14 protein-coding genes and 1 pseudogene are annotated in these 14,624 nt (G+C 44.8%); 5 read left to right on the top strand and 10 right to left on the bottom strand.

From position 1 onward, the window contains the following. The first annotated feature begins 56 nt into the window (after window positions 1–56). Window positions 57–1,157, top strand: coding sequence for a M24 family metallopeptidase (locus ACWOEX_RS05240; RefSeq protein ID WP_455298518.1), 1,101 nt, complete (start codon window positions 57–59; stop codon window positions 1,155–1,157). Window positions 1,158–1,231: 74 nt separating this feature from the next. Here ACWOEX_RS05240 and ACWOEX_RS05235 read toward each other — a convergent pair whose 3' ends face one another. Further along, window positions 1,232–1,558, bottom strand: a complete 327-nt coding sequence (locus ACWOEX_RS05235) for a hypothetical protein (RefSeq protein ID WP_455298516.1) — start codon at window positions 1,556–1,558, stop codon at window positions 1,232–1,234. A gap of 40 nt (window positions 1,559–1,598) precedes the next feature. Between ACWOEX_RS05235 and alr the strand changes: the two genes are divergently transcribed. Further along, window positions 1,599–2,747, top strand: coding sequence for an alanine racemase (gene alr, locus ACWOEX_RS05230; RefSeq protein WP_455298514.1), 1,149 nt, complete (start codon window positions 1,599–1,601; stop codon window positions 2,745–2,747). Between the two features lie 51 nt (window positions 2,748–2,798). Here the strand turns inward: alr and fic are convergent. The 6 genes and pseudogenes from fic to trhO all read right to left on the bottom strand — a co-directional run bounded on the left by fic (window position 2,799) and on the right by trhO (window position 7,974). Next, window positions 2,799–3,404, bottom strand: a pseudogene (gene fic / locus ACWOEX_RS05225) (protein adenylyltransferase Fic). Beyond that, window positions 3,404–4,651 (bottom strand): pyridoxal phosphate-dependent aminotransferase, encoded by a 1,248-nt coding sequence (locus tag ACWOEX_RS05220; RefSeq protein WP_455298513.1) that lies wholly within the window; start codon window positions 4,649–4,651, stop codon window positions 3,404–3,406. The pseudogene fic and the gene ACWOEX_RS05220 overlap by 1 nt, the downstream one beginning before the upstream one ends. 19 nt (window positions 4,652–4,670) lie before the next feature. Next, a complete protein-coding gene (locus ACWOEX_RS05215; RefSeq protein WP_455298512.1) occupies window positions 4,671–5,702 on the bottom strand; it encodes a tetratricopeptide repeat protein in 1,032 nt (343 codons plus the stop codon). A 14-nt stretch (window positions 5,703–5,716) separates the two neighbouring features. Further along, window positions 5,717–6,280 (bottom strand): hypothetical protein, encoded by a 564-nt coding sequence (locus tag ACWOEX_RS05210; RefSeq protein ID WP_455298510.1) that lies wholly within the window; start codon window positions 6,278–6,280, stop codon window positions 5,717–5,719. A 35-nt stretch (window positions 6,281–6,315) separates the two neighbouring features. Beyond that, window positions 6,316–6,870 (bottom strand): GNAT family N-acetyltransferase, encoded by a 555-nt coding sequence (locus ACWOEX_RS05205; protein WP_455298508.1) that lies wholly within the window; start codon window positions 6,868–6,870, stop codon window positions 6,316–6,318. A 126-nt stretch (window positions 6,871–6,996) separates the two neighbouring features. Then, complete coding sequence (trhO, locus tag ACWOEX_RS05200) at window positions 6,997–7,974, bottom strand: oxygen-dependent tRNA uridine(34) hydroxylase TrhO (protein ID WP_455298507.1); 978 nt, start codon at window positions 7,972–7,974, stop codon at window positions 6,997–6,999. Window positions 7,975–8,130: 156 nt separating this feature from the next. Here trhO and nth point away from each other — a divergent pair, with 156 nt between their 5' ends. After that, entirely contained in the window at window positions 8,131–8,760 is a 630-nt protein-coding gene (gene nth / locus ACWOEX_RS05195; RefSeq protein ID WP_455298506.1) for an endonuclease III, read from the top strand. Here the strand turns inward: nth and ACWOEX_RS05190 are convergent. Beyond that, window positions 8,747–9,817, bottom strand: coding sequence for an NCS2 family permease (locus ACWOEX_RS05190; RefSeq protein ID WP_455298504.1), 1,071 nt, complete (start codon window positions 9,815–9,817; stop codon window positions 8,747–8,749). The genes nth and ACWOEX_RS05190 overlap by 14 nt on opposite strands. A gap of 167 nt (window positions 9,818–9,984) precedes the next feature. Between ACWOEX_RS05190 and ACWOEX_RS05185 the strand changes: the two genes are divergently transcribed. Next, on the top strand, window positions 9,985–11,190 hold the full coding sequence (locus ACWOEX_RS05185) for an AAA family ATPase (RefSeq protein WP_455298502.1): 1,206 nt from the start codon (window positions 9,985–9,987) through the stop codon (window positions 11,188–11,190). After that, a complete protein-coding gene (locus tag ACWOEX_RS05180) occupies window positions 11,187–11,708 on the top strand; it encodes an N-6 DNA methylase (protein WP_455298500.1) in 522 nt (173 codons plus the stop codon). The genes ACWOEX_RS05185 and ACWOEX_RS05180 overlap by 4 nt, the downstream gene beginning before the upstream one ends. A gap of 133 nt (window positions 11,709–11,841) precedes the next feature. On the opposite strand, the gene ACWOEX_RS05175 is transcribed toward ACWOEX_RS05180, so the two are convergent. Together ACWOEX_RS05175 and ACWOEX_RS05170 are read right to left on the bottom strand one after the other, a co-directional pair. Beyond that, a complete protein-coding gene (locus tag ACWOEX_RS05175; RefSeq protein ID WP_455298498.1) occupies window positions 11,842–13,776 on the bottom strand; it encodes a family 20 glycosylhydrolase in 1,935 nt (644 codons plus the stop codon). A gap of 165 nt (window positions 13,777–13,941) precedes the next feature. Continuing rightward, window positions 13,942–14,624: hypothetical protein (locus ACWOEX_RS05170; RefSeq protein ID WP_455298497.1), on the bottom strand; the 683-nt coding region annotated here is incomplete at its 5' end.

Genomic DNA, 14,624 nt, shown 5'->3' with positions numbered 1-14,624 from the left:
TTATCTATATGATAACACGACTATGCTATAATCATTCTATCAAGGAGGTTTGCGTGATGGCACAAACAAAGATTGAAACACTACAACAACACCTCCAGGAAGCATCTCTCGACGTAATGATCGTGAGCGATCCTGGAGCGATTTCCTATTATCTAAACATTGAATTCGACCCGATGGAACGTCTATGGTTGTTCCTCGTGCCACAATCCGGTACGCCACAATTGCTTGCTAATAAATTATTTGTATTCGATGATCCCGAGGGCGTCGATGTGACATGGGTATACGATAGCGATGCACCGATCGACATCCTCAAAGGCACCGGTCTCTTCGACAGCGCCAAGCAGGTCGGTGTCGACAAGCAAATGATTGCCGGTCAGTTATTGCCGTTAATCAAGGCGTATCCTGAGATCATCTTCGCGGTAGCGAGTGATATTGTCGATGACCAACGTGCGATCAAGACACCGGAGGAACAAGAAAAAATGCGCATTGCGTCTGAAATCAACGACCGCGCAATTGAACGTTTGATCAAGGAAGTCATTCCTTATGGTGTCAGCGAGATCGAAGCCTGCAATGAGTTACTCCGCCTCTACAAAGAGGAAGGCGCCAACCAAGGTTTCAGCTTCGAACCGATTGTCGCATATGGTGCGAATGGTGCGGATCCACACCACGAACCGGACGACAGTTTACCTAAACTGGGCGATTCCGTGGTCATTGACGTTGGTTGCCGTCATGACTTCTACTGCTCGGACATGACACGTACGGTTTACTACGGCGAACCGAGTGAAGAAGCGAAGAAAATCTACTATATTACTCTCGAAGCGCAGGAACGCGGACTTAAAGCAGCCAAAGTCGGCGAAGCATTGTCAGCAGTTGACTTAGCCGGTCGCGATCACATCGACGCTGAAGGTTACGGTGAATACTTCACGCATCGTATCGGTCACTTCATCGGTCGTGAAACACACGAAAAAGGTGACGTGTCTTCAAGTAACCAGACCAAAATTCAAGCGGGTAACTGCTTCTCTGTTGAACCGGGCATTTACCTTCCAGGTAACACGGCCGTTCGTATCGAAGATCTTCTGATCGCTACCGAAAAAGGTCCGGAAGTGATTAACCACTACACCAAAGAACTACAAGTCATCGAACCAAAAACAAAATAATCATAAAAAAGCATGATTCGAGACGTCGCACATTGATTTTGTGTGAAGCATTTCGGTATCATGCTTTTTGTTTACTAGAATAATATATCGATAACGCCAGGTAACAGCCAGATGACGAGCCAAACCGCAATAATAATTAGAACGAGGACGAGAACGTGGCGCCAGGAATAAGAATTTCCCGACCAGAACCACTGTCTGCGCTTCTGCTTTTCATAGAAGATTTCTGTGGTACTCTGCACTTGGAGCGAGTCGTCACAGTGCGCCACCGACGTATCCGTGAACTGCTCACGATCGAACGTCGCCGTATCCTGTTCGACGGTCCGCTTCATCTTCTGTCGTTCATTGCGTTTCTGTTCACGCTTGCGTGCTTTGACACCCTCGCGATACGTTTGTCTGCGCATCTCTTCACCTCCGTTATCACTCAAGAAAGGAATGTCATTCATGGTTCAAGGAACACATCGTCCTACACATTGTACAATATCTTTTCCCGCATTGCGTCATAATTTAGAGACGATTAAGCGCCGTCTGTCCGAAAACACCAAAATATCTGCAGTCATCAAAGCTGATGCATACGGTCACGGCGCAGTTCCCGTCGCAGAATATCTCGAAAAAGACGATGCTATTTATATGTTTAATGTTGCCATCAGTGATGAGGCGCTGGAACTTCGTCAGGCCGGCATCGTTAAACCGATTCTGATTCTCGGTCATACCGCTGTCGAAGATGCTTGGCTGCACGCTGCGGAATCCATCACCGTGACGATTTCATCCGTTGAATGGCTCAAACAAGCGTTAGATATTAAACCAGCCGGTGTGCCAGCTTTACCGATTTTCCTTAAAATTGACAGCGGTATGGGACGTATCGGTGTGCGGAACGCCGCGGATGGCCAAGCAATTATTGATTTTATCACAGAACATGAAGACAGCTTCCGTCTCGAAGGTATCTTCACGCATCAATCAACCGCAGACGGTGACAGCACGATGGAAGTTGATCATACCGAAATGCAGACGTCGCGCTTCACAGAAATCATCGATCAACTCGACTTCAGTCAATTATCAAAACGCCCGATCATCAGCCAATCCAACTCCGCCATGGCGATCTGGCGTCCCGAACAGTCTCTCGATATGATTCGTCTCGGTTGTGCACTCTACGGCATCAACCCATCGAATGGTGCACACACGCTACCCGAAGATGTCGACTTGAAACAAGTGATGTCCTGGGAGACCGAACTCGTCTGGGTCAAACAGATGGAACAGGAAGATACCATCGGATACGGTGCAACTTACACTGCTGAACCTGGTGAATGGATCGGTACGATTCCAGTCGGCTATGCGGATGGCTTCAACCGCAAACTTTCAGGATTTGAAGTGTTAATTGATGGCGAACGCTGTCCAATCATCGGCCGCGTGTGCATGGATCAATGTATGGTGCGCCTACCTAAGGAATTGTCGATCGGTACGACCGTCACCCTGCTCGGTCAGAACGACGATGCCTTTAATTCGATTAATACGATGAGCGTCCCACTCGAAACCATCGATTACGAAGTCGTCTGTGCCATCAGTGAACGTGTCCCACGTCAATACGAATACTAATCCCCAAAACAAAACACCGAACGCCAAATTGCGCTCGGTGTTTTTGTGTGCTTAGAGATCTTCAGCACGGTAGGTATGATAACCTTCATAATGGTAACTCTGGTCGATCCCTTTCATATATGTTTCACGCCTATCCGTGTCGGTTATCAATGCGCTGCGCAATAATGTTTTAATTTCTAAATCATTAATCGGACTGCGCATCATCGCCTGCAGATAGTCCTGTTTATCAATTTGTTGCCAATCAATGACTTGTCCAATCGTTTGTTTCAACAGATGATCCAACCACAATCGCACACTGCGACCATTCCCCTCTCGAAAGGGATGTGCAATATTCATCTCGACATACTTTTCGATGATGGCACCAAATGAATCTTACGGCATCGCTTCGATCGTCTGCAACGCGGCGTCGAGATACATCACGGACGCAAAACGAAAATTACCTTTTGCGAGATTGACCGTACGTCTCTTGCCGGCGAATTCATACATTTCTTCAAATAAATAACAATGAATTAAGGCGAGCGTGTTAAACGTTCCCGCTTCAGCGTTATCAAGTATTCCCTCATCAAATAACTGAATCGCCTTTTGTTTACTGAGTCGTTCTTCTGCCTCTGCTAAAGCAGCATCAGATATCAGTCTTAATTTATTTTCTAAAACCATTATTGATTTTGCACGACAACGTCATCCAAGATCTGCTTCATACGCGGTGCCAAACCGTGACAAGATTCGACGCTCAAGGAACATACCGCCACACGGATTCCTTTGTTTGATTTCACCGTGAAGATGTTTTGGTTCATCATTTCGGCGTGGAACTGATCACGAATCTTCGTGTCAGGCACTTCCAATGTCACGAAGAACCCTTCTTTGTACGGGTAGTACGGTAGGCCACATGCATTCGCTTCGGAAACGAAAATATCACTGCGTTTCTTCAACAAGTCGATCGCCACAGATTTTTCTGCCATGAAAGCATCGTAGTTCTCAGTCGTCACATACGTGAAGTTCTCCATCGCAGCATTCGGGATATTACTCCAGATGGCACGCGCTTCTTTTTCCAAGATGATTTCGACTTCGCGAACGGCCTCTTGATGCTGTGCCAAGATAATCGCCGCACCACAACGCAAACCGTATGAGGTAAACCCTTTACTACAGCTGAACGTCAATACCGCCATCACATTCTCGTTAAACTGGTTGAACGTTTCCATGTAATCACGACTGTGTTCGAGATCGTAGGCGTAATCGATGTAGGCAATGTCATTCAAGAGAACGACCGGCATTTCTTCGCCACATTCATTCAAGAACACCACAACTTCCTCCCATTCGGAAACGGAAAGTGAGTACCCTGTCGGATTCTGACACGGGTCATTAATCACCACGAAGAGACGCTCCTGCTCAGCCATCACTTCACGACAGACACGTTTAAAGTCGTCCAAGTTGAAGTGATTACCATCGAATAATTGGTAGGTCGCCTGCTTCAAATTACTCATTTCCGCCATGAGCTTGTAGCTACCCCAAGCGATCTCTGGCAAGATAACCGTCTCGCCCGCTTCCAATACCGAACTCATGGTCACTGAAATCGCACCGCTCGCCCCTGGTGTAGCAACGACAGAATGAGCCAGTGCTGAATTCACATCACCGAGCACCCAGTTGTAAACCTGTTTACGGAAGGAGGGATTCCCGGTAAAACTTGATGCATACGCTGCTTTGACGTCTTTACTGATTGCATCGTACGGTTTGAAGACACTATCGAAAGCAATAATCTTACCGTCTTCGCCATATAACGTACCGATCGTTGCATCAACAACATTTTCTTTGCCATCGCGTGCTTTGGCTGCGTTGGCTTTTTCGACAATACTGAATACTGGATCCGCAATTGGAACCTTGTTGATATTTTCTTTGATGAAGGACATGGCCTTTCCCGCTTCCTAATTAATTGACTTGTTTTTCGAGAGATTTCATGATTTGATCGACAGCTTCGTCTTCAGTGCGAACGAGTTCTTGGTAGTAACGGTAGAGTTTCAAGGCACCGTTCACGTCACCGACCACTTTGAGACGACTCGCAAACGCCTTCAACCCGTTCAAATGGTGGCTATCTGGATAATAACCGAGATGACATTGACTGAGAATCTCTTCGATCTGTTCGCGACTGATGACTTCTGCTGGTAGTGTGTATTCTTCCGCAAATTTCTTCAGACGGTCGGTCGTTTTACCGTGTGGCTCCCAGTATTCAGAAATACGCAAAATCTTCATTGCGGTTTCCTGATCACCCTTCTTCTGGTAGAAACGGGCGATGTAATAGTAGGCACGCGCGAGATCGGTTGGACGCAACGCATGTTTCAACGCATTTAACGCCGTCGCATAGCACATTCCGAATTGATTCAGATGGAGATACAAATGCGCGAGATCTAACATCGCAATCACGTTGTACGGATTCCAGAGCAGTGCCTGTTGGTAGGCTTCCGTCGCTTCTTGCCATTCATTCGCCGCTTGTAAGACACGCGCATAGGAGATATAAATCCCAGAATAATCACGCGGCGTCTGTCTGAGTTCTGTTTCTAGCGGTTCATGGAAATTAAATTCAAAGAGATCGACCGGTCGATAGATGCTGAGGTCACGGACATTCATCGTCGGTTTGTACTGTTTGAATTCTTCCTCCATCGCTGAAATGAAGAAATTCATCTCAAACTGTGCACGTGTCGCCTCATCTTGATCGACCAGACGGAACATCTTATCGATAAATTTTTCATCGGAACGATCGATAATATCGTGCCAGAGATCACTAATCATCTCACGGCGATCAGGATATTGATCGCCCAATACCGTTACCAATCGTTCTAAAAATTCCGGATCGTCACGCAACTGATCAAAGTGTCCGCGCACGCATTCGTAAGCATACGACACATCCACTTCAGGATCGCCGGAAAGGTGTGCTTTGACTTTTTCGAGTAGCTGATCATCCATTGATTTCAATCCTCTCATTTTCCTTTATTGTGGTTGTTGATTTCTTCCGACATCTCTTCGTGAGACATCACCTTCACGAACGACTCCGAATCGAGTCGTGGGCGATAGTCTGCTGGGAACTGCATCATTTCAGACATCGTAAAGATAAATTTCTGTAATTCTTCATCCGACAATGTCCGCAAATACGCGGTCGGAATCACTTCGTCGGACAAGCGACCATTCGGGAGTTTCTTGATAAAGTGCGGCAGGTGATTGAGATCGAAATAGTACGCAAAATACATTTCACTCTGGCGTTCCGTCACCGGCGTCTGCATAAATTCGCTGAGAATGCTGACGAGCGCTTGCTGCTCTAACATATTCAACCGCGCAAAGTCTGGATAATCGGTCCGCATCATGTATGGATAATCCAATACCACTTCCGCAATCTTCCCCTGCTCACTATAAATTTTCAGGACGCGATGGGATACTTCCTGTTCTTCTTCGCCATTCTTCTGCCTAGCGTAGTGTTTTATCGCGACGTAATCCTTCTCGATAAAACCTAGCTCACCTAATTTACTATAAAGTTCATCGATTTTCATGAATAGCCTTCTCTCTCTGGTCCTGACTGAGAAACTTACTGCATCTGTTCGCCGCGCAGGAGACTGTATAGTTCGAGATCATCCAAGCCGTGATTGGTCTTCACACCGAAACGTTTGCGCCCTTCATGCTGAAAACCGAGCGCTTCAACAAACCTTTGTTTATCAACATCACTGGTTGGCATATTACATTCGATGCGTTTCACCTGCACTTGATTGAAGAGAAAGTGAATAACGATCCGACACGCTTCAGCTGTTAGACTATCCAGTTGATACGCATCATTAATGCAGAATTCCAATTCTACACCGTCCACTTTTTTGTGGAGACGACGTACGTAAATTTCACCGATCACTGCATGTGTCGCTTTGACTTCGACGCACCAGTGATAGAACTTCCGTTTGGCGTATTTGACCTGCCAATTCTTAATCACACGTTCTGACTCGCGAACCGTATCGTGCGTACGCCAGGACATATGAGCGGTCAACTGATAATCACCCGCCCAGCGTTGATGCATGGCGTGGGCGTCATCGAGATGGAAACGACGCAGTAACAGGCGTTCGCTCTCGATTGTTTTGGTTCCCATATGGTTCATCGTTCTCTTCCCTCCTCACTTCGGCAAACTGTTCATAATGCTATACACAATTATAGCATGAAACCACCCCAATAGACGGCATAACAAAACCCTCTGACCTAAAAATACAGAGGGTTTAATCAAAAATTAAGCATTTACCGGTAGAGATTCACCGATAGCTTCCAAGCGACGCTCAACTTCTGCCTTGTACCAGCCCATCTTCGCAACGAAGCGGTTGCGTGGGTGAACACGGCATTCGTGGGAGCAGCCACCGAGGTATTTCTCTTGGTTTTCTTCGGATGCTAAGATCTGACGGTTACATTCTGGGTTACCACAGTTCACGTAACGTTCACATGGTGTACCGTCGAACCAGTCACGGCCGATGATTGATGGTGACACGTGGTTGATCGGTACGGAAATACGGTCATCGAAAACGTACATCTGACCTTCCCAGAGGTCACCCTGTGTTTCAGGATCCTGACCGTAAGCTTCGATCCCACCGTTCAACTGACCGACATTATCGGTGATGCCTTCGCGAAGAATCCAACCGGACAATTTCTCGCAGCGGACACCACCGGTACAGTAAACGACAACTTTCTTGTCCATGAACTGTTCCTTGTTGTCACGGAGCCATTGTGGCAACTCACGGAAGGCACGGATATCTGGACGTACGGCATCTTTAAAGTGACCGAGATCGTATTCGTAGTCATTACGTGTGTCGATAACGATCGTTTCATCATCCAAAATCGCATCGCGGAATTCAGTTGGTTTCAAATGTTTACCTGTCGTTTGGTTTGGATCGATATCATCCTCTAACTTCAAGGAAACGATCTCTGGACGGTAACGCACAAACATCTTCTTGTGCGCGTAACCGTCTGCTTCATCGATCTTGAACCATAAGTCTGAGAACTGTTCCATCGCGTGCATGTGATCCATGTATTTCTGAGTCACTTCTTTAGGACCAGAAACCGTTCCATTAATCCCTTCGTCACTGATCAAAATACGGCCGCGTAAACCGATAGATTTACAGAATTCGAGTTCTTGATTCTTGAATTCTTCAGCGTTTTCGATCGGTGTGTATTTGTAATAGAGTAATACTTGAAAATCATGTGTTTCTTCTGACATGTTCTTGCCTCTTTCTCACCTATAATCATTATCGTCAGTGCGCAAAACGCACATTCGCTCTTCTATTTTAGTTGACGGTAATTCATTGTGTCAAATCACAGACGGATGCTAAACTTTGCTATAATTAACACAGAAGTTTACGAAGGAGCGATCACCATGCTTACCAAAGAATGCACCCGCCATGTCATCGAAGAAATCATTAAATTATTCCCAAACGCTGAACCGGCCCTGAACTATGAGAACCCGTTCCAGCTCGTCTGTGCGGTACTGCTCAGTGCGCAGACGACCGACATCGCCGTCAATAAAGTCACCAAAGACTTATTCCAAGATTTCCCAACACCGGAAGCCATGTCAAAAGCCACACCTGAAATCATCGAACCCTACATTAAAACAATCGGCCTCTACCATAATAAGTCGAAATATCTCGTTCAAACCGCACAGAAACTCGTCAACGACTATCAAGGACAAGTGCCAGACAATCGCCGTGCGCTCGAATCACTCCCAGGCGTCGGACGCAAAACGGCGAGCGTCGTACTGAGCGTCGGTTTCGATATTCCTGCATTCGCAGTGGACACGCACGTCTCACGCGTCTCCAAACATCATCACATCGCTGAACCGAACTGGACACCGCGCCAAATCGAAAAACGCGTCTGCGAATGTCTGCCGGAATCCGAATGGCTCGATGCGCATCTCGCGATGATTCTCTTCGGCCGTCAGATCTGTCATCCGAAGAATTCAGAATGCGAAAACTATCCACAACTCTACACGTGCCTTACTGAAGAATAAGTAAAGCGTATTGCAGAATAATTCCTGCCATTAATCCCATGAACGGATCGGTAATCGCGGTGAGAATGATTGTGAGCCCACCAACCAAACTGCCTGCCGTCAACGCGGCAACGGCATTATCCGGGAAGACCACAAAAACACCGAGAATGAAGAGGAAGCCAGCGAGTGATTCTTTCGGAATGTAGCGGCTCATCTTCGGCAATAACTTGATGAACATTACGAATGCGATCAATGCCGTCATTAAGACGTTCGCGAATACTGGATGCGGCGCTGCACCCGTCGCTGAAATCACACCACCAACCGGCGCACCACCGAAGAGCGCTGACACAAAGTTACTGATCCCTTCGATAATATTCATATGATTGATATTGGCAGGGTTCGGCGTAATCCCCGTCATCTGACCAGTAATCAAACCGTAAGACAAGTTCCCCGCAATATTCAACGTCACAAAACTCAATACCCCACGCGCAATCTTGAATGACAGTACTGGTTTAATTGGTTTCTCCAATTGATCGGCCGTCTCGGTTGCGCTTTTTTTGATATCGTCACGATACATCACATAATAAACCAGACTCGAACCAAGCACGGAGGCTACTACCGTCCATGCCAAGTTGCCTGTTACTAGATAGACAACGAGCGCAATCGCTAATGAAGAATAGCCGACCGCACGCTCATCTTGAATATTCTGCCAGCCGATCTTCGATAACATGAGTCCGACCCCTGCCATCATACCGGCAAGAACTTGCTCACCCGCAAAATCAGCGAGCCAGTTTGAGAAGGAGGTCATTCCCACCAAAAGCAATAAGATCGATGACCAGATCAAAATGTGTCGACGTTCTCTCGAATCCTCACCGATTGTTCCGATCAACGCCAAAGACTCTGCCTGAAACGATAACGGTGCGACGTTTGTAAACACTACGCTCAACACCGCCGCAATCGCGAACGCCCATGCACTCGCCGTCATCGAAAAACCGAGTCCCATCGCCATAACCCCTTGCGAGATACTATTCAGCGACTGCCCTAACACTGCCAAAATATCTTGAATATATTCCGCCATAACACTACTCCTTTGAAAAAAGATAATCCTATTTTATACGAAAGTAATGAAAGTAGATAGCTGATATTGTATAACCAAAAAACACTAAAATTTAGCGTTGAAACCATAAAATCTGTTTTAAATACCGATTTGATACAGTATAATGACGTAAATAGGAGGTTATCATCATGCATACTGAGGAAAAGAAACTCAATCTACTTCAATTAGAGATTTCTGGTCATCCCATGTTTGAGGACAATACGATATTTTCCCTAGTCAATGAAGATCGCGTATTAGATGATGATAAGGATAGACTGCATCATCTCTTCAATAACGTGTGGACAAACCAGCTCATTACATTAATCGGGAAAAATGCGACAGGAAAAACCACAATTCTGAAAACAATTATTGGTGTATTAACTTTGTTACTGCATCATAAATCAATTGATCAGACACCGCTGACGGATGTGCTTATCGGTAAACAGCCTATCACTTTCACGATCTATCTCTATGGATCAGATGGCATCATCTATAAAGATGTGATTACCTTCGAACGTTCAGCGATGAACCAATGGCTGATCATTTCGGAAAAAATTTATCAAAAGAAAGCCAAAAAGACGATGCCTAAAAAACAGCTCTTTGACTTTTCAGAAGTTAAGAAACCACAGATTGATAGAAATAAACTTGATGATGTGGCGGCATCTATGCTCGCTAATGATGATTCTATATTCAGAACGATCGTCAATCAGAACGAATACCAGATTCCGTTTATTATCGATACCTTAGCGTTCACCAATGTTAATGCATTGTTCTATCCCTCTGATGTACCTGGTGAAATCTTACAATTTTTAGATCCGACTATCGAATACTTAAAAATTGAAAAACTGAAAAATGACGATGGAGAGCGTACGCTTTTCTATCGTCTAAAATTTAAAAATCATCCGGAAGAATACACCGAAACGAACTTCGCAACGATTGAACATTACCTCTCATCGGGTACAGCAAAAGGGGTGACGCTATACGGTAATGTATTATTCACTCTCCAAACTGGTGGTATACTCTTCGTCGATGAATTAGAGAATCATTTCAATCATGTGATCGTACAATCGTTTATTGAATATTTTGTTGACCCAACCATCAATAAACATCACGCAACATTGATCTTCAGTACGCACTATTCAGAGTTATTGAGTAGTATCGAACTGAATGATGAAATCTACTTCACCAAACGTGATCGTCATTTTGCGCTACAACGTTATTCTCGCGCTGATGTTCGCAAGGATCTCAATCGCACGGATGTATTCGATTCGAATTATCTTGGGGATACCGCGCCAAACTATGACGCTTATATGGCTCTGAAAAAAGCGACACGACAGGCGGTGAATGGGGAATGATCGCATTAATCGCTGAGGGAGCCGCTGAACAAGCCATCTTAACCGCATTATTAGATCATCATGCATTAAAATTTGATTATGAAGATCTAATAGAAGAAAAAGTCTTACGAACCCGAAGCGCCAAATCATTCGCTAAGCATCATCTAAACAAAAGCTTTGGTGAGAAAGTAACGATTTATCGTGTACTTGATTCTAGAAAAGAAAACTTCAACTTATCACCAGCTTATTCAGTAAAAGTAGAAGCAACTTATAATGTCCGTACACGTCCTGAAATCGAAATTTTACATATCATTTATCACGATGACTATGAAACATGGTCCAACGACAAGAAATCAATCAAACCCAGCGACTATGCTAAACAGCACTACAACGATCTCAAAAATATTAAGAGTTTCGATGAAAATTTTGATTTCTGGAATAAAAATTTTAACGAGCTCATTTCAGTCCTCAAAAAGTATAAATCCATACGGAAAAAAGGAGATAAAGATGAACTAACCCTTGCTGACTTATTGAAATGATCTTGTACAAAACAAAATCGTACGCCCTACGCATTGGTCGTGTGATTTTTGTTTCATGTACCAAAAAGAGCTCCAGACTCAGTGAGTCCAGAGCTCTCAGGGGTGTTATGAAGATGAATGTTAGTTCATCTGATTAGTGTTTTCTCTTCAATGAGAAGGCAGCACCAATACCAGTCATCGCTAAACCTAAGCCCAAACCTGCAGCTGCGAAGCCAGTTTGTGGCAATGTTGCAGTTGCGCCTTCAGCTGGTGTAGCAGCTTCTGTGATAATGACGTTCGTGACATTTTTTGCTTCATTCGTTTTATCAGAATGTTTATCCACTGTGCCTTCGCCTACAACAGTTGTTGTAGAGTCTTCGGCGCCAGTCGTTTTGTCTGAATGCTTGTCGATCTCACCTTCGCCTGCAATGGTAGTTATAGAATCTTCAGCACCATGTGTCTTATCTGAATGTTTATCAATTTTATCATCACTAAAGGCATCCGCATTTTTCTCTGCGAATAGTTCGAGGTGTTCATCGATACGTTTTTCAACATAATCTTTTCCTGGTTCGTCAGCCCAGAAGGCCACCATACTACCGACTGTTGGTAGTTCTTTGCCGTCTTGTCCGAGGACGTCATCGAAGCCAAATTTATCCATACCTTCTTTGGCCATTTCCAGAGAGTACCAACCTTGATCTTTCTGGTGACGTCCCATGACGAAGTACCAGTTATCGTTAGTATTCAAGATGTCAAAACCTTGTTCTACCAAGAAACTTGCGCTGGCCGGGTTGTAACCATTCCAACCGCTTGTCCAGAATGATACGAGGATATCCGTGTCGATATCACCTTGATCCATTGTCTTGTTGTAGTAGATACCATCATTGAATACCATTGGACGTAAACCAGCATCTTTGATCTGTGCGGCCATATCATTCAAGTACTGAATGAAGTCATCATAGAGATCGTTCGCAATCAAGGTATCGAAACCATTACCGCTCACAAGCGCACTACCCAAGTCATTCGCGTATTCATCCGCGCCGAAGTTGAAGATTTCAACATGGTCATAGGCTTTGAAGTAGTCGATGTATTTCTTCGTCAATGCTTTGGTGAAAGCTACAGCTTCTTCACCAGCGAGATTTAATGTTGTGTTTGATCCCTTACCTTTTAATGTGAAACGCGCATCTTCAATACCGATAGCTTCCATCGCGGTCACGATCGCATCCATGTGGCCTGGACTGTTGATTCCTGGAATAATATTGATGTCTTTTTCTTTGGAGTAAGCCATCAATTCATCCATTTCATCCTGAGTGAAGTATTCACGGCCACCAGCTGGTTTGTACCCTTTACGCTGACCAAATTCTTTGTTACCAGCGATCAAACCTTCGCGCACTTCTTCATCTGTGTATGTCTTTGTTTCAGTCGTAACACTCATATCATCAAGGAAGAAACGGAAACCATCATTACCTAGTAACAAATGTAGATCCGTATAACCTAACTCACTCATCTTATCGATGATATGTTTCACTTCGTCGGTAGTAAATGAACGACGACCAGCGTCGATGGAGTATACACGTTTAGGTGTTACTACAGCCTCTTTATGAACATATTCATCATCAGCTTCAGGAGACATTGCCGTATCCCCTTCTACCTGTTGCTGTTGTTCCTCATCTACTGGTTCTTCCTCATCTTCATCTACCCATGTTGGCGTAATTTCTTCGCCAACAGCCTGAGTCTCAACTTCAGTATCTTCCAGCGTTTGATCTTCAATCTGTGTCGATTTCTCAGTTGTTTCTGGAATTAATTCTTCATAATCTTGGACTTCCTGCTCATTATCTTCAATCCATCCTGAAGACTGTATCGTTTCTTCTTCAATGACGCTGACTTCTTCTGTTTTTAGTTCGGATTCATCAATCCATTGAATATCCTCTGCGTGACTTGTTTCTGCAGCATCTACAGCAGAATGACCACCAATCAAAAATCCTGCCACAGCTACTGAAGCCACGCCGACCGATAAACGTTTAATTGCATAGCGACGCACGTGATCACTATTTTTTCTATCAAGCATTACGCGATTATTTTTCCCAAACATTTTTAGCCTCCGTCCATTTTTTCATAAAGCGGTTACAATCACATTTCATTATACTTAAATAAATACAATTAATAAAGCGTTATCCGAGAAATCAAAAAAGAGCCCCAAACTCAATGAGTCCGGAGCTCTTAATATTGTTATAAAGATGAATATTAGTTCACCTTATTAGTGTTTTTTCTTCAATGCGAAGGCAGAACCGATACCAGTCATCAATGCACCAAGTCCTAACCCTGCCAAACCAAGGTTCGTCTGTGGCAAGGTGCTCTGTGCTTGAGTCATTTGATCTTCAGATGTTTGGTTGCCGTTTTGAGCAACTGTATCATCTGTAACTACAGCACCATCAACGACACCATTACCTGTCACACTATCATTGTTTGAAGGTGCTTCAGTATCTGGTGTATGACCGTTTCCGGTTGCTGAGTCATCCTTACCAGGCGTATCTGTAGATGGTGTTTCTGCGTCTACCCACTCTTCTTCAACAACTGGTGCATCTGGCGTATCGTTATCGATTGGAAGATCTTTCAAGGAAACTTCTACCCATGAACCATCGGGTTGTTGGAACTTCGCCGTTTCGTCGTCTACGATCTGAACGTTGATTGGAGTCCCAACTTGCTCTGTCAATTCACTGTAACTTGGGTTTGGCGTGTTGCTGTCTGCTGGAGTGATCTTGTCCCATGAACCATCTGGGTTCTGGTCTTTTTCTTCACCATTGACACCAACTTGAACGTTGATTGGAGTCCCAACTTGCTCTGTCAATTCACTGTAACTTGGGTTTGGCGTGTTGCTGTCTGCTGGAGTGATCTTGTCCCATGAACCATCTGGGTTCTGGTCTTTTTCTTCACCATTGA

Source organism: Aerococcus vaginalis (assembly GCF_053762225.1).
Note: the sequence above shows the minus strand (reverse complement) of the source record. Positions and strands in the feature narration are given on the sequence as shown.